This window comes from Streptomyces sp. NPDC002888 (assembly GCF_042888465.1).
Classification (GTDB): Bacteria; Actinomycetota; Actinomycetes; order Streptomycetales; family Streptomycetaceae; genus Streptomyces.
The window spans coordinates 242293-261172 of the sequence record NZ_JBIAPU010000012.1 but is presented as its reverse complement, the minus strand read 5'-3'; the positions used below and the strand labels follow the sequence as shown (position 1 = coordinate 261172).

At 71.4% G+C, this 18880-nt stretch carries 17 protein-coding genes; 8 read left to right on the top strand and 9 right to left on the bottom strand.

From position 1 onward, the window contains the following. The first annotated feature begins 50 nt into the window (after positions 1-50). Positions 51-2840 carry a penicillin acylase family protein gene (locus ACFYWX_RS21515; protein WP_389425654.1) on the top strand — a complete coding sequence of 930 codons (2790 nt, stop codon included), beginning with the start codon at positions 51-53 and terminating at the stop codon, positions 2838-2840. A 24-nt stretch (positions 2841-2864) separates the two neighbouring features. On the opposite strand, the gene ACFYWX_RS21510 is transcribed toward ACFYWX_RS21515, so the two are convergent. Next, positions 2865-4184 carry a serine-threonine protein kinase gene (locus ACFYWX_RS21510; protein WP_389425653.1) on the bottom strand — a complete coding sequence of 440 codons (1320 nt, stop codon included), beginning with the start codon at positions 4182-4184 and terminating at the stop codon, positions 2865-2867. Positions 4185-4267: 83 nt separating this feature from the next. Then, positions 4268-5503, bottom strand: a complete 1236-nt coding sequence (locus ACFYWX_RS21505) for an exo-beta-N-acetylmuramidase NamZ domain-containing protein (RefSeq protein ID WP_389425652.1) — start codon at positions 5501-5503, stop codon at positions 4268-4270. Positions 5504-5697: 194 nt separating this feature from the next. Here ACFYWX_RS21505 and ACFYWX_RS21500 point away from each other — a divergent pair, with 194 nt between their 5' ends. Genes ACFYWX_RS21500 through ACFYWX_RS21490 form a run of 3 tightly spaced genes read left to right on the top strand, consistent with a single transcriptional unit; the run spans position 5698 to position 8755 of the window. Continuing rightward, positions 5698-6462 (top strand): SDR family oxidoreductase, encoded by a 765-nt coding sequence (locus tag ACFYWX_RS21500; RefSeq protein WP_389425651.1) that lies wholly within the window; start codon positions 5698-5700, stop codon positions 6460-6462. Next, on the top strand, positions 6459-8135 hold the full coding sequence (locus tag ACFYWX_RS21495) for a class I adenylate-forming enzyme family protein (protein ID WP_389425650.1): 1677 nt from the start codon (positions 6459-6461) through the stop codon (positions 8133-8135). Before ACFYWX_RS21500 ends, ACFYWX_RS21495 begins: the two co-directional genes overlap by 4 nt. A 26-nt stretch (positions 8136-8161) precedes the next feature. Next, positions 8162-8755 carry a TetR/AcrR family transcriptional regulator gene (locus ACFYWX_RS21490; protein ID WP_389425649.1) on the top strand — a complete coding sequence of 198 codons (594 nt, stop codon included), beginning with the start codon at positions 8162-8164 and terminating at the stop codon, positions 8753-8755. Positions 8756-8806: 51 nt separating this feature from the next. On the opposite strand, the gene ACFYWX_RS21485 is transcribed toward ACFYWX_RS21490, so the two are convergent. The 3 genes from ACFYWX_RS21485 to ACFYWX_RS21475 form a co-directional block, all read right to left on the bottom strand. Next, a complete protein-coding gene (locus ACFYWX_RS21485; RefSeq protein WP_389425648.1) occupies positions 8807-10021 on the bottom strand; it encodes an acyl-CoA dehydrogenase family protein in 1215 nt (404 codons plus the stop codon). 6 nt (positions 10022-10027) lie between these two features. After that, positions 10028-11062 carry a phosphotransferase family protein gene (locus ACFYWX_RS21480; protein WP_389425647.1) on the bottom strand — a complete coding sequence of 345 codons (1035 nt, stop codon included), beginning with the start codon at positions 11060-11062 and terminating at the stop codon, positions 10028-10030. 162 nt (positions 11063-11224) lie between these two features. Further along, a complete protein-coding gene (locus ACFYWX_RS21475; protein ID WP_389425646.1) occupies positions 11225-11521 on the bottom strand; it encodes a hypothetical protein in 297 nt (98 codons plus the stop codon). A gap of 112 nt (positions 11522-11633) precedes the next feature. Here ACFYWX_RS21475 and ACFYWX_RS21470 point away from each other — a divergent pair, with 112 nt between their 5' ends. Next, positions 11634-12611 carry an NADP-dependent oxidoreductase gene (locus tag ACFYWX_RS21470; protein ID WP_389425645.1) on the top strand — a complete coding sequence of 326 codons (978 nt, stop codon included), beginning with the start codon at positions 11634-11636 and terminating at the stop codon, positions 12609-12611. A gap of 199 nt (positions 12612-12810) precedes the next feature. Here the strand turns inward: ACFYWX_RS21470 and ACFYWX_RS21465 are convergent, their stop codons facing one another. Next, positions 12811-13170 carry a DUF202 domain-containing protein gene (locus ACFYWX_RS21465; protein ID WP_389425644.1) on the bottom strand — a complete coding sequence of 120 codons (360 nt, stop codon included), beginning with the start codon at positions 13168-13170 and terminating at the stop codon, positions 12811-12813. Continuing rightward, entirely contained in the window at positions 13167-13559 is a 393-nt protein-coding gene (locus ACFYWX_RS21460; RefSeq protein WP_389425643.1) for a YidH family protein, read from the bottom strand. The genes ACFYWX_RS21465 and ACFYWX_RS21460 overlap by 4 nt, the downstream gene beginning before the upstream one ends. A 65-nt stretch (positions 13560-13624) precedes the next feature. Between ACFYWX_RS21460 and ACFYWX_RS21455 the strand changes: the two genes are divergently transcribed. Then, a complete protein-coding gene (locus tag ACFYWX_RS21455; protein ID WP_389425642.1) occupies positions 13625-14410 on the top strand; it encodes a hypothetical protein in 786 nt (261 codons plus the stop codon). Here the strand turns inward: ACFYWX_RS21455 and ACFYWX_RS21450 are convergent. Together ACFYWX_RS21450 and ACFYWX_RS21445 are read right to left on the bottom strand one after the other, a co-directional pair. Continuing rightward, positions 14392-14907 (bottom strand): NUDIX hydrolase, encoded by a 516-nt coding sequence (locus ACFYWX_RS21450; protein WP_389425641.1) that lies wholly within the window; start codon positions 14905-14907, stop codon positions 14392-14394. The two genes, ACFYWX_RS21455 and ACFYWX_RS21450, sit on opposite strands and share 19 nt — an antisense overlap. Before the next feature lie 63 nt (positions 14908-14970). Then, positions 14971-15864 carry a DMT family transporter gene (locus tag ACFYWX_RS21445; RefSeq protein ID WP_389425640.1) on the bottom strand — a complete coding sequence of 298 codons (894 nt, stop codon included), beginning with the start codon at positions 15862-15864 and terminating at the stop codon, positions 14971-14973. A 441-nt stretch (positions 15865-16305) separates the two neighbouring features. Between ACFYWX_RS21445 and ACFYWX_RS21440 the strand changes: the two genes are divergently transcribed. Beyond that, positions 16306-17256 (top strand): hypothetical protein, encoded by a 951-nt coding sequence (locus ACFYWX_RS21440; protein WP_389425639.1) that lies wholly within the window; start codon positions 16306-16308, stop codon positions 17254-17256. 39 nt (positions 17257-17295) lie between these two features. Then, the gene (locus tag ACFYWX_RS21435) at positions 17296-18834 is read left to right on the top strand and encodes an APC family permease (RefSeq protein WP_389425638.1); all 1539 of its coding nucleotides are present in this window, start codon (positions 17296-17298) and stop codon (positions 18832-18834) included. The last annotated feature ends 46 nt before the right edge of the window (positions 18835-18880 follow it).

Sequence of the window (18880 nt, the reverse complement as noted above, 5' to 3'; positions counted from 1 at the left end):
CGGGGATACCGGCGGTAACCTCCGGCTCACCCCCATCGCAAGGAGCTGCCATGCCGCGGCGAACCCCACGCAACGTTCTCGACAGACTGAGAACTCCCAGTCGATTCCCCGGGTTCCTGAAGAACGCATCCGTATGCGTCCTGATAGCCGGGCTTTTGTCCCCGCTTTCCCAGGCGGCGGTGGCGGCCGAGCCCACGGCCACCGCGAACGACTACTGCGGCGGCCAGTGTTCCGACATCCTCCCGCCCGGTCAGAACGGCAACGCGACACTTGCCCAGATCCTGCTCAACCAGGCCTTCGGCACCCAGCCCGACCACGCCGAGGACCAGCTCGGCCCCTACGCCAACCTGGCCAAGGGCTACACCACGCTGACCAACGCCACGATCAACACCTTCTTCAACGACGCGTCGTTCGGAGTCCCTTCCGATCAGGTCGCCTCCACCGAGAAGCCCGCCGGCCGCAGCGACGTGACGATCGTCCGTGACAAGAAGACGGGCGTCCCGCACATCACCGGTACCACTCGATACGGCACGGAGTTCGGTGCCGGCTATGCGGCGGCCCAGGACCGCCTGTGGCTGATGGACGTCTTCCGCCACGTCGGACGCGGCCAGCTGACCGCCTTCGCGGGCGGCGCGGCCTCCAACCAGGGCCTGGAGCAGCAGTTCTGGCGCAACGCCCCGTACACCGAGGCCGATCTGCAGGCCCAGATCGACAACGCCATCGCGACGAACGGCGCGCGCGGCCAGCAGGCCCTCGCCGACGCCACCGCCTACCTCGACGGCATCAACGCCTACATCGACGCCTCCGACAGCGGCCGCTACTTCCCCGGTGAGTACGTCCTGACCGGGCACAAGGACTCGATCACCAACGCCGGTACGATCGCCCACTTCAAGATCACCGACCTGGTCGCGCTCGGATCCGTGATCGGCGCGCTCTTCGGCTCCGGAGGCGGCGGCGAGGTCAACAACGCCCTTTCACTGCTCGCCGCCCAGGAGAAGTACGGCGTCACCGAGGGCACCAAGGTCTGGGAATCCTTCCGCGAGCGCAACGACCCCGAGGCCGCCCTCACGGTCCACAACGGCGAGAGCTTCCCGTACGCCACCAAGCCAGACAACCCACAGGGCCTGGCCCTGCCCGACCCCGGCTCGGTCGTCGAGGAGCCGCTGGTCTACGACCGTACGGGCAGCGCGGCCACCGCCGGCGCCGCCACCGCCTCCGCCTCGGCGGCCAAGACCGCCCTGACCTCGGCCAAGCGCGGCATGTCCAACGCCCTCGTGGTCAGCGGCAAGCACACCGCGAGCGGCCACCCGGTCGCCGTCTTCGGACCGCAGACCGGCTACTTCGCCCCGCAGCTGCTCCTGCTCCAGGAGATCCAGGGCCCCGGCATCAGCGCCCGCGGCGCCTCCTTCGCAGGCCTGAGCATGTACGTCGAACTAGGCCGCGGCCAGGACTACGCGTGGAGCGCCACCACCTCCGGCCAGGACATCATCGACACGTACGCCGTCGAACTGTGCCAGGACGACTACCACTACCTGTACCGCGGCACCTGCACGGCCATGGACAAGGTCGAACACAAGAACGCCTGGACCCCGACCACGGCCGACGGAACGGCCGCGGGCTCGTACACGATGCGGGTGTGGCGGACGAAGTACGGCCCCGTCGAGTACCGGGCGACCGTCGGCGGCAAGAAGGTCGCCTACACCACCCTGCGCTCCTCCTACCTGCACGAGGCCGACTCCATCATCGGCTTCCAGATGCTCAACGACCCCGACTACGTCAAGAGCCCGCAGACCTTCCAGAGCGCGGTGCAGCACATCAACTACACCTTCAACTGGTTCTACGCCGACTCCCAGCACACCGCGTACTACAACAGCGGCGACAACCCGGTCCGCGCGAGCGGTGTCGACGCCGAGTTCCCGGTGTGGGCGCAGTCGGCGTACGAGTGGCGGGGCTGGAACCCGACGACCAACACCTCCGACTACACGCCCGCGTCGGCCCACCCCAACTCCGTCGACCAGGACTACTACATCTCCTGGAACAACAAGCAGGCCAAGGACTACACGACCGCGTCCTGGGGCGACGGCTCGGTGCACCGCGGCAACCTGCTCGAGGACCGGGTGAAGAAGCTGGTCGCGGCCGGCGGGGTGACCCGTACGTCGCTGACCAAGGCGATGGCGGACGCGGCCACCGTCGACCTGCGGGCCGAGGACGTGCTCCCCGACCTGCTGAAGGTCGTCAACAGCTCCACGGTCACCGACACCACGGCCGCGGCCGCCGTCAGCAAGCTCCAGACATGGCTGTCGGCCGGCGGCAAGCGCACGGAGACCACGGCCGGTTCGAAGAAGTACGCCGACGCCGACGCGATCCGGATCCTGGACGCCTGGTGGCCGCTGCTGGTGAAGGCCGAGTTCGAACCCGGCCTCGGCACCGACCTGTACACGGCGTTCACCGACAACCTGCCCATCGACGAGGCCCCGTCGGCCGGCCACGGCCCGACCGGCTCACACGCCGGAAGCTCCTTCCAGTACGGCTGGTGGAGCTACGTCGACAAGGACATCCGGGCGGTGCTCGGCGAGTCGGTGCAGGGGCCGCTGGGCCGCTCGTACTGCGGCGGCGGCACCCTCAGCGCCTGCCGGGACATCCTGATCAGCAGCCTGAAGGCGGCGGCCGGCAAGACCGCGGCCCAGGTCTACCCCGGTGACGACCAGTGCTCGGCGGGCGACCAGTGGTGCGCCGACTCGATCGTCCAGCGCACCCTGGGCGGCATCAAGCACGGCAAGATCAGCTGGCAGAACCGGCCGACCTTCCAACAGGTCGTCGAGTTCACCTCCCACCGGTAACACCCGGACGGCGGCGGGCCCGCGTCAGCGGATGCGGCCCGCCGCCAGCACCAACTGCGCCAGCTCCCTGTGCACGATGTCGCTGTGCGCCCCGGCCGGCGGCCCGCCACGCCGGACCACCGCGGCCGCGTCGACGTTCACACAGCCGGAGGGGGGCAGCGGCCCGCTCAGCGCGTCGGCGAGCTTCATCGTGCGGGTGCCCGGCACCGCCTGCACACCGTCGAACCCCATGGCGCCCCACTTGGCGCCCAACACCTTCCCGACGCCGAAGCCCTCGACCAGACCCGCCGCGTCGCCCGCCACCCGCGAGGCCAGCGGATACAGCGTGCCGAGCGCCGAGTCGTGCGAGGAGTGGCAGCACACCAGGGGGCCGTCCACGCGGTTGTGCTGGCCCTGAAGGACACCGCCCGCGCGCGTGTCGTGCGGCAGACGGGCCGCGAACGCGTAGTGGGAGAACGCCCCCTGGAGCAGCGTCACGGACTTCACCGTGCGCACACCCTCCGGCAGCCCGCGCAACGCGAACGACACCAGCCGCCCGCCGAAACTGTGCCCCACCAGATGCACCCGCACGTCCGGCGCGACCTCGGCCAGCTGCCCGACCACCCGGCCGAGCCCCCGCTCGCCGACCGTCCCGGCGCGCCGCTTCATCGCGTAGTACGTCCCCTGCCGCAGCAGCTCGTGCGCGCCGTCCCACGGGTTGGGCAGCGCGAACCCCTCGGCGCCGGGCGGGGACTGCACGTGCGCCAGGGCGGCCGCGAACTCCTCGCAGGCCGCCGCCGTGCCTTGGGAGAACATCTCGGGCTCGTCCTGCGGCACCCCCTCCGCCAGCGTGTCCGCCGCGAACAAGGCCTGCGGCCCGGGCGGTACGACATCGACCAGCAGCTGCACGAGCCGCCCGAACTCCTCCAGCTCCGCCTCCTCACGCGGCTGCTGCTCCAGCATCCGCGCGATCTGCTCCACCACCGTCGCCCGGCCCGGGAACGTCTCCAGCAGCGCGTGCCGCGTGTCCTTGTCCAGCGCGGGGCCCGGTGCGACGGCGGCTGTCGCGGCGCGCGGGAAGTCCGGGATCGGCTCGTCCGAGAACCGCATCGACGGCCACACCACTCCGACGTAGCCGATCCTGGCGTGGGGCGCCAGCTCCGGGAACGGGGCGAAGAAGTGGTTGTAGAGCCGGGTCGCGATCGAGCGGTCGTTGTTCCAGCCGTGCGAGAAGACGACCAGGTCCTGCAGACCGCGCTTCGGCACCTCCGCCAGCAGCCGGTCGCGCTGCCGGCCCTGCACATCCCCGTCCGCGTCGAAGGTCAGCTCCCAGTAGGGAGTCACACTCATCGCAGGATCCGCCATGACAGGCCCCTTCCGTCCCCCGTCGCGTGCGCGATGTGGGCGCATCGTCCTGCCAACGGGTGGAATTGGCCATACGTCACGGCTCATCCGTACAAAAGACACTCCTGCCGCATCCGCCGGAACACGCCCAGCTCCTGCCGCCAGCCCGCGACCACCTCGTCCACGCCCGCGCCCGCGTCGATCGCCGTGCGCACCCACGAGGAGCCGGTGAGCTTGTCGATCCAGTTGTCCGGCCGCCAGGAGAAGCCGCTCCAGACCCGCTTGGCGGTCACCAGGAGCGCGATCCCGGTGCGTACGGGGTCGTACGCGTCCCGGTCGTGTACGTGGATCTGTACGCCGCCCACGGTCTTGCCCTGGAACTTGGAGAAGGTGGGCGCGAAGTAGGCCTCCCGGAAGCGGACGCCCTTCAGACCGGCCTCGTTCGCCGCGGCCGCCCAGCGCCCGTCGACGCCCTCCGCGCCGAGCAGTTCGAAGGGGCGGGTGGTGCCCCGGCCCTCCGACAGGTTCGTTCCCTCGAAGAGGCACGTGCCGGAGTACACCAGGGCCGTCTCGGGAGTCGGCATGTTGGGGCTCGGCGGGACCCAGGGCAGGCCTGAGGCGTCGTACCAGTCGGAGCGCTTCCAGCCGGTCATCTTCACGGTGTCCAGGGGCACGGGCTCGGTGAGGAACTCCGCGTTGAACAGCCTCGCGAGTTCGGCGACGGTCATGCCGTGGGCTTGGGAGATGGGCTGTCTGCCGACGAAGGACGCGAACTCCTTGTGCAGCACGGGGCCCAGGGCCGTTCGTCCGGTCACCGGGTTCGGGCGGTCGAGGACGACGAACCGCTTCCCCGCGAGCTGGGCCGCCTCCATGCAGTCGTAGAGGGTCCAGATGTACGTGTAGAAGCGTGCGCCCACGTCCTGGATGTCGAAGACGACGGTGTCGACGGCGGACGCGGTGAAGATGTCGGCGAGGGGTTGCCCGCTCTTCTGGTACGTGTCGTAGACGGGCAGACCGGTGGCCGGATCGTCGTAGCGGCCCTCGGAGCCGCCGGCCTGGGCGGTGCCGCGGAAGCCGTGTTCGGGGCCGAAGACGGCCCCTAAGTTCACTCGTTTGTCGGCGTGCATGACGTCGACGATGTGGTGGGCGTCGCGGGTGATGCCGGTGGGGTTGGTGACGATTCCTACGCGGGCGTTGTGCAGCAGGGTGTATCCGTCTGCGGCCAGGCGTTCGAAGCCGGTCCGCAGACGGGGGGTGCGTGCTGGATCGGCCTTGGCCGGGGCTGCTGAGGCTGCTACGACGGCCGTACTGGCCAGCAGGCTTCGCCTGGAGAGCTTCATGTGGTGAACGGTAGGTGTTTCCGCCTGTTGTGTGCAGGGTGCGGGTTGTTTGTGGCTTGTCGCGCCCCGCGGCGGAGCCGCACATCGATACAGCCCCGCGCCCCTTAGGTGGGATGCAACACCCCTTCCCTGCAACATACCGACCGGTTAGTCTGGCCCTGCCGGGGGAGCCGGAGTCGTGTCGAAGGGGACCGATGGTGGAAGCCTTGCAGGGTGCTGGAGTGGTCGTCACTGGGGCGGGAGGCGGTATCGGAGCCGCGCTGGCCCGTCGCTTTGCCGCTGAAGGGGCGCGGGTCGTCGTCAATGACCTGGATGCCTCGCGGGCCGAGGCCGTCGCCGAGGAGATCGGTGGGATTGCCGTCCCCGGGGACGCCTCCGTGATCGTGGGTGACGCTCGCGACGCGCTGGGCGGCACCGTCGATGTCTACTGCGCCAACGCCGGTGTGGCCTCCGGGGGTTCCGAGGCGGCCGACGAGGCCGTCTGGGCACTTGCCTGGGACGTCAATGTCATGGCGCACGTCCGGGCGGCGCAGGCGCTGCTTCCGGAGTGGCTGGAGCGGGGGAGCGGGCGGTTCGTGTCCACCGTGTCCGCGGCCGGGTTGTTGACCATGATCGGGGCGGCGCCCTACAGCGTCACCAAGCACGGTGCGTACGCCTTCGCCGAGTGGCTGTCGCTGACGTACCGGCACCGGGGGATCAAGGTCCACGCGATCTGTCCGCAGGGCGTCCGTACCGACATGCTGGCGGCCACCGGCAGCGCGGGCGACCTGGTGCTCAAGCCGACCGCGATCGAGCCGGGGGACGTCGCGGACGCCCTGTTCCAGGGGATCGAGGAGGACCGCTTCCTGATCCTGCCGCACCCCGAGGTGGCCGCGTACTACCAGGCCCGGGCGGCCACCCCCGACCGGTGGCTGAGCAACATGAACCACATCCAGCAGAAGTGGGAGGCCGGGCAGTGACCTCCCCGACCTCTTCCCCGTACGCGGTCAAGCCCTGGCTGGGGCTCCTCAACGAGGCCCAGCGTGCCCCGATCGACCCGGCCGACTCCCTCGTGCACGCCCTGCGCCGGTCCGCCGCCGAGGCCCCGGACCGCACGTTCCTGGCCTACTTCGACGGCCGGCTCACGTACCGCGAGGTCGACGAGCTGAGCGACTCGATCGCCGGGCATTTCGTGGCCCGGGGTCTGGAGCGCGGCGACCGGGTGGCCGTGCTGCTGCAGAACTCGCCGCAGTTCGTGCTCTCCGTGCTCGGCGCCTGGAAGGCCGGCGCGACCGTCGTGCCCGTCAACCCGATGTACAAGGCGGGGGAGGTCGCCCATGTCCTGCGGGACGGTGAGGTGGCCGCACTGGTGTGTTCCGACCGGGCGTGGGAGTCGTATCTCCGGGACACGGCCGCCGACTCGCCCGTACGGATCGTGCTCACGGCGTGTGAGTTGGATTTCCAGACGCGTAACGACGCGCGCGTGCTCACCTTCGAGCGGGTGCCGGAGGTCCCCGACGCCGACGACCTGACGGCCGTCGCCCGCGCGGGGCACAAGGCGCCGGAGGGGCGCGACCCGGCCGCCTCGGACATCGCGCTGATCAGCTACACCTCGGGCACGAGCGGCGCCCCCAAGGGCGCCACCAACACGCACGGCAACATCATGTACAACGCCGAGCGGCAGCGGACCGGCCTGGACCTGCCCGACGAGCCCGTGTACTACGCGCTGGCGCCGCTGTTCCACATCACCGGGATGGTCTGCCAGCTGGGCGCCTGCCTCAACAGCGCGGGCACGCTCGTGCTGGCGTACCGCTTCGAGGCGGGCGTCGTCCTCGACGCGTTCGCCGAGCACGGCCCGCACTACACGGTCGGCCCCTCCACCGCCTTCATGGCGCTGGCGGCCCATCCGGACGTCACACGGGACCACTTCTCCTCCTTCGTGAACATCTCCTCCGGCGGCGCCCCGCTGCCGCCCGCGCTGGTGGAGAAGTTCCGGGCGGGCTTCGGGCCGTACATCCGCAACGGCTACGGGCTCACCGAGTGCACCGCGCCCTGCGCGTCCGTCCCGCCCCAGCGGGAGGCACCCGTCGACCCGGCCTCGGGGACCCTCGCGGTGGGCGTGCCCTGCGCCGACGCGGTCGTGCGCATCGTCGACGACCGGGGCGCGGAGGTGCCCTTCGGCGAGCAGGGCGAGATCGTCGTCAGCGGCCCGCAGGTCGTGCCCGGGTACTGGCGGCGCCCCGAGGCGACCGCGGAGACCTTCCCCGGCGGCGAGCTGCGCACCGGCGACATCGGGTTCATGGACGCGGAGGGCTGGCTGTACGTCGTCGACCGCAAGAAGGACATGATCAACGCGTCCGGCTTCAAGGTCTGGCCGCGCGAGGTCGAGGACGTCCTGTACACCCACCCGGCGGTGCGCGAGGCAGCCGTCGTCGGGGTGGCCGACGGCTACCGCGGCGAGACCGTCAAGGCGTACATCAGCCTGCGTCCGGGCGCCGACACGGACCCCGATACGCTCGCGGCCTACTGCAAGGACAAACTGGCGGCCTACAAATATCCGCGGCAGGTGGAGATACTGCCCGACTTGCCCAAGACGGCAAGTGGGAAGATCCTCCGGCGGGAACTGCGTTCCCGCGCGCACGACGGCCAGTAGGCATCACGGAAAGGAAGGTGGCGGCAGTGCCCAGGACGACGGACGGAGAGGGAACTCCCGTCCCGCAGCGGCTCCTCGCCGCCGCCACCCGGCTCTTCGCCGAGCGGGGATACGACCGCACCTCGGTGCAGGAGATCGTCGAGGCGGCCGGCGTCACCAAGGGGGCGCTCTACCACTACTTCGGCTCCAAGGACGACCTCCTGCACGAGGTGTACGCGCGCGTGCTGCGGGTGCAGCAGGAGAGACTCGACGCCTTCGCGGACGCCGACGAGCCGATCGAGAAGCGTCTGCGGGGCGCGGCGGCCGACGTCGTCGTCACCACGATCGACAACCTCGACGACGCGATGATCTTCTTCCGCTCGATGCACCACCTGAGCCCGGAGAAGAACAAGCAGGTGCGCGCCGAGCGCCGGCGCTACCACGAGCGCTTCCGCGCGCTCGTCGAGGAGGGCCAGGAGGCCGGGGTCTTCTCGAAGGCGACCCCGGCGGACCTGGTGGTGGACTACCACTTCGGCTCGGTCCACCACCTGTCGACCTGGTACCGGCCGGACGGCCCGATGACCCCGCAACAGGTCGCCGACCACCTGGCCGACCTCCTGCTGCGGGCCTTGCGTCCCTGACTGCGTGCGTAAGGGGCGGTCGCCATGGGCGACCGCCCCTTACCCGTCACCTCACAGGTACTTCTTCAGCTCCCGGCGCGCCAGCGAACGCTGGTGGACCTCGTCCGGGCCGTCGGCGATCATCAGCGTCCGGGCACCGGCGTACAGCTCGGCCAGCGGGAAGTCCTGGCTCACACCGCCGGCGCCGTGCAGCTGGATCGCCCGGTCGATGATGTCGACGACCGCGCGGGGCGTGGCGATCTTGATGGACTGGATCTCCGTGTGCGCGCCCCTGTTGCCGACCGTGTCCATCAGCCAGGCCGTCTTCAGCACCAGCAGCCGCAGCTGCTCGACCGTCACGCGCGCGTCCGCGATCCAGTTGTGGACCACGCCCTGCTGGGCCAGCGCCTTGCCGAAGGCCGTACGGGACACGGCCCGCCGGCACATCAGCTCGATCGCCCGCTCCGCCATGCCGATCAGCCGCATGCAGTGGTGGATGCGGCCGGGGCCGAGCCGGGCCTGCGCGATGGCGAAGCCGCCGCCCTCCTCGCCGACGAGGTTCGACACCGGCACACGCGCGTGGTCGAAGATCACCTCGGCGTGGCCGCCGTGGTAGTGGTCCTCGTAGCCGAAGACCTGCATCGCCCGCTTGACGGTGACGCCCGGGGTGTCGCGCGGGACGAGCACCATGGACTGCTGACGGCGGATGTCCGGCCCGTCCGGGTCGGTCTTGCCCATCACGATGAGGATCTTGCAGTCCGGGTTCAGCGCCCCGGAGATGTACCACTTGCGGCCGGTGATGACGTACTCGTCGCCGTCCCGCTCGATGTACGTCGTGATGTTCGTGGCGTCCGAGGAGGCCACCTCCGGCTCGGTCATCGCGAACGCCGAGCGGATCTCACCGGCGAGCAGCGGCTCCAGCCACTGCTTCTTCTGCTGCTCGTCGCCGAACTGGGAGAGCACCTCCATGTTGCCGGTGTCGGGGGCAGCGCAGTTCGTCACGGTGGGCGCGAGCTGCGGGGAGCGGCCGGTGATCTCGGCGAGCGGCGCGTACTGGAGGTTCGTCAGCCCGGCGCCGTATTCCGCGTCGGGGTGGAAGAGGTTCCACAGGCCCTGGCGGCGCGCCTCGGCCTTCAGCTCCTCGACCACGGCCGGGGTGTCCCACGGCGAGGCCAGCTGCGCGCGCTGCTCCTCCGCGACGGCCTCGGCCGGGTAGACGTACTCGTCCATGAAGGCGAGCAGCTTGGCGCGCAGTTCCTCGGTGCGCGCGTCGAACGCGAAGTCCATGGCGGGTCAGCCTTCCTGGAGAGTGGTCAGGCCGTGCTCGATGAACACGGGGACGAGTTCGCCGATGCGGTCGAATCCGCGGCCGACGGTCTGGCCCAGGGTGTAGCGGTAGTGGATGCCCTCCAGGATCACGGCGAGCTTGAACCAGGCGAACGCCGTGTACCAGGAGACCGCGGAGACGTCGCGCCCCGAACGCGCGGCGTACCGCTCGATCAGCTCGGCGGGCGCCGGGTGCCCGGGGGCCTCGGCGGTGGTGGAGACCGGGGAGTCGGGTGCGCCGAGCGGGATGCTGTACATCACCAGCAGGCCCAGGTCGGTCAGCGGGTCGCCGAGCGTCGACATCTCCCAGTCGAGGATCGCCCTGATCTTGTCGGTGCCCTCCTCGGTCTCGCCGATGAGGACGTTGTCGAGGCGGTAGTCGCCGTGCACGACGGCCGGGGCGGGGGAGTGGGGCAGTTCGCGGCCGAGCGCCGCGTGCAGCTCGTCGACACCGGCCAGTTCGCGGCTGCGGGAGGCGTCCAGCTGCTTGCCCCAGCGGCGCAGCTGGCGGTCCAGGAAGCCCTCGGGGCGGCCGAAGTCGGTCAGGCCCACCTCGGCGGGGTCCACGGCGTGCAGCTCGACGAGCGTGTCGACGAGCGACAGCACCGCGTCGCGCGTGCGCTCGGGGCCGAGCGGGGCGAGCTGGTCGGCCGTGCGGTACGGCGTGCCCGGCACGAACTCCATGACGTAGAAGGACGCCCCGAGCACCTCGTCGTCCTCGCACAGCAGCACCGGGCGCGGCACCGGAACCTTCGTCGGGTGCAGGGCGCTGATCACGCGGTGCTCGCGCTTCATGTCGTGCGCGGTGGCCAGGACATGGCCGAGCGGGGGCCGTCGTACGACCCACTTCGACGTGCCGTCCGAGACCTCGTACGTCAGGTTCGACCGTCCGCCCTCGATCAGTCGGCCGGTGAGGGGGCCCTGCGCCAGGCCGGGCCGCTCCCGGTCGAGCAGGCCGCGCAGCCGGTCGAGATCGAGTCCGGGCGGGTGGTCGGGGCTCATGCGTCGCTCCTACGGGCGAGTGAACGGAACGTGACCCGACTTATGATGCCGACCGGTCGGTATGTCGTCCAGTGCGCGAGCCGAACGTGACCTGAGCCACGATAGGCCGACGGCTCCCCGCGCGGTACGGCGGGGAGCCGTCGGTGCGTCGGCGGTGGGACCTCAGTGGTCGTCCCAGTGCCCGTCGTGCCGGGCGTGCCGGTGGCCGTCGTGGAGGTAGTCGACGTGGTCGCCGTGGTCCACGCGCGCGTGGCCGCAGTCCTCGCCGTGCTGGTGGGCGTGGTCGTCGTGGGCGGTGTGCGCGGAGGGCTCGCACTCGTCCCAGTGGCCGCCGTGCTCGCGGTGCAGATGGCCGTCGTGCGCGTAGTCGACGTGGTCGCCGTGCGGGACCTCGGTGTGGCCGCAGTCCGGGCCGTGGGTGTGCGTGTGGGAGGCGTGTGCCTGGTGCACGGTGGTCATGGGCGCTCACCTTCGAGGCGGTCGTACTGGCGACGGACAGGCTGCCATATAAAAGGTGAATATCAGGGCATTCGGCTTGCGTGCCGTTCGCGTACCCCGGAGGGTCGATGACATGAAGGCGATCAGCTACAGCCGGTACGGCGGACCCGAGGTACTGGAGTACGGGGAGGTCGGTGACCCGAAAGTGGGGCCCGACGCCGTGCTCGTGAAGGTCCGGGCCGCCGCGGTCAACCCCGTCGACTGGAAATGCCGCGAGGGCTACCTGGACGGCATGCTCGAACCGGTCTTCCCGGTTGTCCCCGGGTGGGACGTCTCGGGCGTCGTCGTGCAGCCGGGGGTCTCCGTCACGGAGTTCGCGGTCGGCGACGAGGTCATCGGCTACGTCCGCGAGGACTTCCTCTCCCGCGGCACGTTCGCGGAGTACGTCGCCGCCCCCGTGCGCACCCTCGCCCGCAAGCCGCGCACCCTCTCCTTCGAGGAGGCGGCCGGCCTGCCGCTCGCGGGGCTCACCGCGTACCAGGTGCTGATCAAGGTCCTCCAGGTGAAGCGCGGCGAGACGGTCCTGATCCACGCGGCGGCCGGCGGGGTCGGCTCGATCGCGGTGCAGATCGCCCGTCATCTGGGCGCGCGGGTGATCGGTACGGCGAGCGAGGGCAACCACGACTTCGTGCGCTCCCTGGGAGGCGAGCCCGTGATCTACGGCGCCGGGCTGGCCGACCGGGTGCGGGGCCTGGCCCCCGAGGGCGTGGACGTCGCCTTCGACACCGTCGGCGGTGACGCCCTGCGGGCCTCGGTGAACCTCCTGGCCGCCGAGGGCCGCCTCGCGTCGATCGCCGACCCGGACGTCCTCGGCTACGGCGGACGCTACTCCTGGGTGCGCCCCGACGCGGAGGACCTGCAACGGCTCGCGGACCTGGCGGAACAGGGCGTGGTGTCCGTGCACGTGTCGGACACGTTCCCGCTGGAGCGGGCGGCGGACGCCCACCGGCTCAACCAGGAGGGGCGGACGCGGGGGAAGATCGTGGTGACCGTGGAGTGGGAGACGGAGGCCGAGCAGGCGGACGAGCAGGCGGGTGCCACCGGGTACTAGTGCCCCGGCAGGCAACGTTTGCCCGTCAAGGAGCGGCGTCGTGGGGGGGCCCTCCCGCTTTAGCGAAGCCGAGAGTGGGGGAGCGTGCTCTCGGCGTGCCGGCCGGAAGCCCTCGTACTGGATGACCTTGGGTTTTCGGCCGGTGCGGCGAGAGGGCGTGCCGGGCGTCGCGACGGGGCGAACGTTGCCTGCCGGGGCACTAGAACACCAGCGCCGCCGCGCACACCGCCATGGCCACCGTGCACAGGACCGCTGCCATGGCGTCGCGCGGGGCCAGGGCCGGGGGGCGGGACGTGGCGGCGAGGGTGCGGATGCGGTGGTGGGCGACGATCAGGAAGCCCAGCCACAGGGCGCAGCACAGGGCACAGACCGTGATTCCCGCGGCCGTCGCCCCGCCGTGAAGCGCGGTCTTCACGGCGAGGACGGCGGCGACGGTGCTCGACAGCGTCGTACGCCGCCACGCGAGCCGGGTGCGCTCCGGCTGCAGCCCGGGGTCGCGCTCGTCGCCCGTCCGCTCGGGACGGGGCTCGGGCCCGGGCGCGCCGTGCCCGTCGCTCATCCGTCCCATCCCACGAGCACGACGACGACCATCGCGACGGCCACCACCGCGACGACGACGCCGAGCAGGGCCGGGAAGCGTGACACCGGCAGATCCTCGCCGCGACGCATCGCCCGCTCGCAGCGCATCCAGTGGTTCACCGCGCGCAGCGAGCACAGCACACCCGCCGCCAGCAGGGCGAGCGCGAGGCCGACGCGCCAGCCCCAGCGCAGGTCGGGCAGGAACTGGTCCACCGCGAACCCCCCGCCGATGAGGGCGAGGGCGGTGCGCAGCCAGGCCAGGAAGGTGCGCTCGTTGGCCAGCGAGAACCGGTAGTCGGGGGTGTGGCCCTCCTCGCGGACGCGCTGCGGGGCGAACCACAGCCGGATGTTCTGCACGAACTCGATCACGCCCAGGACACTACCGGGACCGTCGGGAGGGAGCGTTGTCAGTGCCGCCCGCTACGGTTCGGGGCATGGAGGTCCCCACGTCACTGGCCCGGTATGCGACGCCCGGGCACGGCATCGCCCCGGCCGAGCACCTGCTCGACCTGCCCGGGTTCTGGCCGGCGTACTACGGGCCCGCCTGGGACGAGTTCGCGCAGGAGCCCGAACTGTTCGGGGCGGATTCGGCGGACGTGGACGCGGCGGGCGAGGCGCTGTACGACGCCGAGGAGGTGTGGCCCGCCTTCCGCATACCCCTGGCGGGCGGGCACCTGCTGTGGATCGTCCACCGCAACTTCCCGGAGGACTCGGGCACGGACTACCTGATCGCACACCCCGACTGGGACCGGTACGCCTACCTGGCATCCGTCGAGGGTCACTTCAGTGGGCCGGGTCTGTCCTGGCCCGAACTGGTCGCCGTGGCCGAGTCGGCGCCGGCCGGGGCCGAAGGCGTACGCGATCCCGCGCGGCGGCTGCTCCTGCTGCTGCCCGCGTTCGGCGACGCGGACGTGCCGGAGGCGGAGGCGGTGGAGCGGATCTCCGGTGCGCTGAGATCCGTCGAGGTCGACGGCGGGGCCGCGCCCGGACTGGCGAAGCGGCTTCTGGAGCAGCACTTCTGGGAGCCGCCCACGTGGACTGTGCGGCGTCCGAGCCCGCTCAGCGGAACCACGGCCCGACCGAGCCCGCTCGCGGTGTGCGACGGCGCGTACAGCCCCCGCGCGGTGCCGCTCGCGCGGGGCATCACCGCCGAGCAGGAAGACGCCCTGGCCGACGCGCTCACGGGTGGCCGTTCCTCCGGTCAGCCCGCCGAGCGGTAGGCCTTCAGGTGCTCGTACGCCGCCAGTCCGTCCGGTACCCACGGCCAGTCGGTCAGGCGGCGGGTCATCTCCTCCTCCGGCAGGAAGCCGTGCCAGGCGACCTCCTCGACCTGCGGGTGGACGGGCAGGTCGCAGCGGACCTCGTAGACGGCGGACCACCAGGTCTGGCCGGCGTTGTTGTCGTAGAGGAACTTGAAGAGGAAGGCGGGGCGGGGCAGACCGCTCACGCCCAGTTCCTCCTCGGCCTCGCGCAGGGCCGCGTCGTCGTAGGCCTCGCCGGCGCCGACGACGCCGCCGACGAACATGTCGTACAGGGAGGGAAAGACCAGCTTGGTCGGGGTGCGGCGGTGCACGAAGATCCGTCCCTGGGCGTCCCGGGCCTGGATGAACACGCAACGGTGCCGCAGCCCGCGCGCGTACGCCTCACCTCGCGGGGACTGCCCGACCACCCGGTCGTCCTCGTCGACGATGTCGAGGATCTCGTCAGCGGCACTCATGAAAGCCATCCAACCAGGCTGTCTCGGGGGCGGTGCCGAGCCGGCGTGGCCCGGACGGTGGCGTCAGCTCGGCTGGAGGTCGCGTACGCGTTCCGGCTTGGCCGTGCCGCTGGGCATGGCCGGGTGGCAGCCGAGGAGGGCGATGCCGACGACGACGGCCGCGAGGCCCGCGGCCTCCCAGACGAGGGCGCCGGGGTCGGTCTGGAGGCGGTCGCCGAGGAAGCCGATGCCGCAGGCGATACCGGCCAGCGGCTGGGCCGCGGTGAGGGCGGGGAGCGACATGCGCAGGGACGCGGTCTCGAAGGCGCTCTGGACCAGGACCAGGCCGGTCACGCCCAGCGCCAGCACGGCGTACGGCTGCCAGCCGGTCAGCAGCTCGGCGAAGCCGCCCGCGGAGAACCGCTCGCCGCTGACCCGGGTCAGCGCGTCCTGGAGGCCGTAGAGCAGCCCGGCCGCCAGGGCCAGCAGCACCGGTGCCGAGCTCAGTCGCGAGCGTTTGGCGTAGCCCGTGAGCAGCAGGGCGAGGCCCACCATCACGCCGATGATCAGCCAGTGCCGCACCGGATCGGTGACCGCGGTGCCGCCGCGCGGCTGGCCGGCCACGATGAACACGCTCACCCCGCCCGCCAGCAGCGCCAGGCCCGCCCAGCCCTGCCGGCCCAGCGGCTGCCGGGTCTGCCGACGGGAGAGTGCGAGGGCGAAGAGCAGGTTCGTGGCGAGCAGTGGTTCGACCAGGGAGACCTCGCCCTGCCCGAGCGCGACCGCGCCCAGCGCCATACCGGCCACCATCAGCCCGATGCCGCCCAGCCACCGCGGCACCCGCATCAGGTCCAGCAGCAGACGGAAGGAGAGGAAGTCGCCGAGGGGCGCCTTCTGCGCGGCGTTCTGCTGCAACACGTAGCCGAAGCCGAGACAACAAGCGGCGCTCACGGCGAGAACCAGAACCAGAAACGACACGCTGCGATACCTCGATGATCTTCCGTCGGCCACGGATGTGGATGTGCGTAATGGCCGACTCTACCGTTTTCGGGGGATTTGGTGTCCGGGGTGCCTGGAACGGTGCTTCCAGGAGTGCCCGGAACCGGGCGACTGACTCGGTCGCGACCCGGCGGATCGGCGAGGGCCTCGGGAGGGTGGCGGCGCGACCGTTGTGCCCATGGTGCGATGCCGGACGCGGCCGTGCCATGGCGTACGCCACATCCATGGCGTCGTACCCCCTCCCACCTGGCGGCCTGCCGATCGGGCCGGTCGCAACTCCCTTTTACGGATGGCCGGTTGGCATATGTCACTCACCTGCCTTTCTTGACGGAAAGCATTGGCTGGGGGTTTGCTGTCCGTGATCGGCCGATGGCGGGTCGACATCGAACACATCGCGCGAAGAACGTGAGGAAGCCAGCGGTGTCCCCACTCCCGCTACCTCTCGGCCGCGGCCGCAAGCGCGCGGCCCTGGCCTTCGACGCGGCACTCGACGACACCGAACTCCGCGACGCGCGCACCGCCCTCACCCAGGGCCGCTGGCAGGCCGCCCGCTCCCTGCTCGCTCGCACCGGCGACGACTGGGACCGCCGCGGACACCGCGTCACCGTCCTCGCCGAGGAGCCGTACAGCGCCGCCTGGGCCCGCGACTGGCTGCTCGCCGAGCCCGACTCCGCCGACGCCTGCGTCCTGCTCGCCCTGGCCCTGGTCGGCGGTGCCCTGCGCGGCAAGGAGAAGCCGGCCCGGGCCCGGGAGGCCTGCCACACCGCCGCCGCGCTCGCGCCCGCCGACCCCACACCCTGGCTCGGCCTGCTCCTGCTGGAGCGTGCCGGGGGCGGCGAGGAGGAGATCGTCCGGCTCTTCGACGAGGTGCGCCTGCGCCACGCCGACCACCATCACGCCCACCACCTCGTCGTCTCCCGGCTCGCCGAGCGCCGCGCCGACGCCGGCCCCGACCCGCTGCACGAGGTGTACGACTTCGCCGCCTGGGCCGCCGAGCAGGCCCCCGCCGACTCACCGCTGGCGATCCTGCCGGTCGTCGCGCACGCCGAGCGCTACCGCGTCCTGGCCGCCGCCGGGTTCGAGCCCGCCGAGCCGGCCCGCTCCGAGCACTGGCACGGACGCCGGGCCCGTCTGGTGATGAAGGCCGCCTTCGACTGGTGGCTGGAGTGGGAACACGACGGCCACCCGCGCCGCCTCGTCGACCTCAACTTCCTCGCCCACGCCAAGGTCTGCGAGGGCCGCGGCGCCGAGGCCGCCGCCCTCTTCCACCGCATCGGCGCTCACGCCACCCCGGCGCCCTGGTCGTACCCCGACCGCGATCCCCACACCGCCTTCCGTGCCGCACGCGCCGCCGCGCTCGGCACGGCGTAACACCACCCGACGCCAGACCCCCGAAAGGAACGGCCCTCGATGACCACGGGCAGTTCGAGCACGAGCAGACCCACCGAGAGCACCATCAGCACCTTCAAGGGGCAGGAACGCGCGCTGCGCGCCGACCGCCTCGGCACGGGGGGCCTGCTGCTCTCCGTCCTCGCCGCGACCGGCCCGATCATGGTCGTCGCCGGTGTCATGCCCACCACATTCGCAGTGATGGGCATCGTCGGACAGCCCCTCCTCTTCGTCCTCCTCGGCGCGGTCCTCGTCCTGTTCGGCGTCGGATACGCCGAGATGAGCCGGCACGTCCACAACGCCGGCGCCTTCTACGCCTACGTCTCCCGCGGCCTCGGCGGCACCGCGGGCGCGGGCGCCGCCCTGCTCGCCCTCGTCGCGTACAGCGCGCTCCAGGTGGGCATCTACGGCATCTTCGGCTTCGAGGTCTCCGGACTGTTCGCCACCTACGCCGACCTGGAGGTCGCCTGGTGGATACCGGCGCTCGCCGCCGTCCTCGTCGTCGGCACGCTCGGCCGGCTGAAGATCGACGTCAACGCGCGCGTGCTCGGCGTCCTGCTGGTCGTCGAGGTGGCCCTCGTCGTCCTCTTCGACATCGCCGCCGTCGCCGACCCCGCGAAGGAGGGCCTGTCCCTGCACGCCTTCAACCCGGACACCCTCACCGGCGCGGGCGTCGGCACCGCCCTGTGCTTCTGCATCGCGGCCTTCACCGGCTTCGAGCAGGCCCCCGTCTACGCGGAGGAGACCAGCCGGCCGCACGTCCTCGTCCCGCGCGTGATGTTCCTCGCGGTCGCCGGAGTGGCCGTCTTCTTCGCGCTCAGCAGCTGGGCGCTCACCGTCGCCGCCGGACCCTCGCAGATCGTCGGGGCCGCGCAGAAGGAGAGCGCGAACCTGCTGTTCTCCCTGACCGAGTCCCGGCTCGGCGCCACCTTCACCGACGTCCTGCACGTCCTCTTCGTCACCGGCATGTTCGCCGCCCTGCTCAGCTTCCACAACGTCGTCGCCCGGTACGCCTTCGCCATGGGCCGCGAGGGACTGCTGCCGCGCGCCTTCGGACGGACGACGGGCACGAGCGGAGCGCCGGGCACGGGCTCGCTGCTCCAGACGGCCGTCTCCGTGGTGGTCGTCGCCGCCTTCGCCGTGGCCGACGACAAGCCGGCCGGCGACCCCACCGCACCCGTCCTCCAGTTGTTCACCTGGTGCGGAAACGTGGGCGCGCTCGGCGTGATCCTGCTGATGGCGGCGGCCTCGGTCTCGGTGATCGTCTTCTTCGCGCGGCGCGGTGCCGCGGCCGCGCAGGGCTGGCGCATGGTCACCTCCGCGCTGGCGGCCGTCGCCCTGCTCGTGATCGCCGGCTACACGGTCAAGGACTTCGACGTCCTCGTCGGCGCGGGCCCCGGCTCCGCCCTCACCTGGGTCCTGCCCGGCATCATCGCCCTCGCCCTGGTCGCCGGCCTCGTCCAAGGCCTGGTGCTGCGCTCCCGCGCACCCGAGGCGCACGCCCGCATCGGCCTGGGCAACGAGGCGTTCCAGCTGGAGAAGGCGGCGACGGTGTCGTAAGGCGTCGTCGGTGCCGAAGGAAGTCATGGTGGCGTAAGAAGTCATT

What these genes read in the sequence shown, in the direction of transcription:
- ACFYWX_RS21515 (WP_389425654.1), top strand. Translation starts at nt 51, where the DNA reads ATGCCGCGGCGAACCCCACGCAACGTTCTCGACAGACTGAGAACTCCC.
- ACFYWX_RS21435 (WP_389425638.1), top strand. Translation starts at nt 17,296, where the DNA reads ATGACCACGGGCAGTTCGAGCACGAGCAGACCCACCGAGAGCACCATC.
- ACFYWX_RS21505 (WP_389425652.1), bottom strand. Translation starts at nt 5,503, where the DNA reads ATGAAGCTCTCCAGGCGAAGCCTGCTGGCCAGTACGGCCGTCGTAGCA.
- ACFYWX_RS21465 (WP_389425644.1), bottom strand. Translation starts at nt 13,170, where the DNA reads ATGAGCGACGGGCACGGCGCGCCCGGGCCCGAGCCCCGTCCCGAGCGG.
- ACFYWX_RS21500 (WP_389425651.1), top strand. Translation starts at nt 5,698, where the DNA reads ATGGTGGAAGCCTTGCAGGGTGCTGGAGTGGTCGTCACTGGGGCGGGA.
- ACFYWX_RS21455 (WP_389425642.1), top strand. Translation starts at nt 13,625, where the DNA reads ATGGAGGTCCCCACGTCACTGGCCCGGTATGCGACGCCCGGGCACGGC.
- ACFYWX_RS21510 (WP_389425653.1), bottom strand. Translation starts at nt 4,184, where the DNA reads ATGGCGGATCCTGCGATGAGTGTGACTCCCTACTGGGAGCTGACCTTC.
- ACFYWX_RS21480 (WP_389425647.1), bottom strand. Translation starts at nt 11,062, where the DNA reads ATGAGCCCCGACCACCCGCCCGGACTCGATCTCGACCGGCTGCGCGGC.
- ACFYWX_RS21485 (WP_389425648.1), bottom strand. Translation starts at nt 10,021, where the DNA reads ATGGACTTCGCGTTCGACGCGCGCACCGAGGAACTGCGCGCCAAGCTG.
- ACFYWX_RS21475 (WP_389425646.1), bottom strand. Translation starts at nt 11,521, where the DNA reads ATGACCACCGTGCACCAGGCACACGCCTCCCACACGCACACCCACGGC.
- ACFYWX_RS21470 (WP_389425645.1), top strand. Translation starts at nt 11,634, where the DNA reads ATGAAGGCGATCAGCTACAGCCGGTACGGCGGACCCGAGGTACTGGAG.
- ACFYWX_RS21450 (WP_389425641.1), bottom strand. Translation starts at nt 14,907, where the DNA reads ATGAGTGCCGCTGACGAGATCCTCGACATCGTCGACGAGGACGACCGG.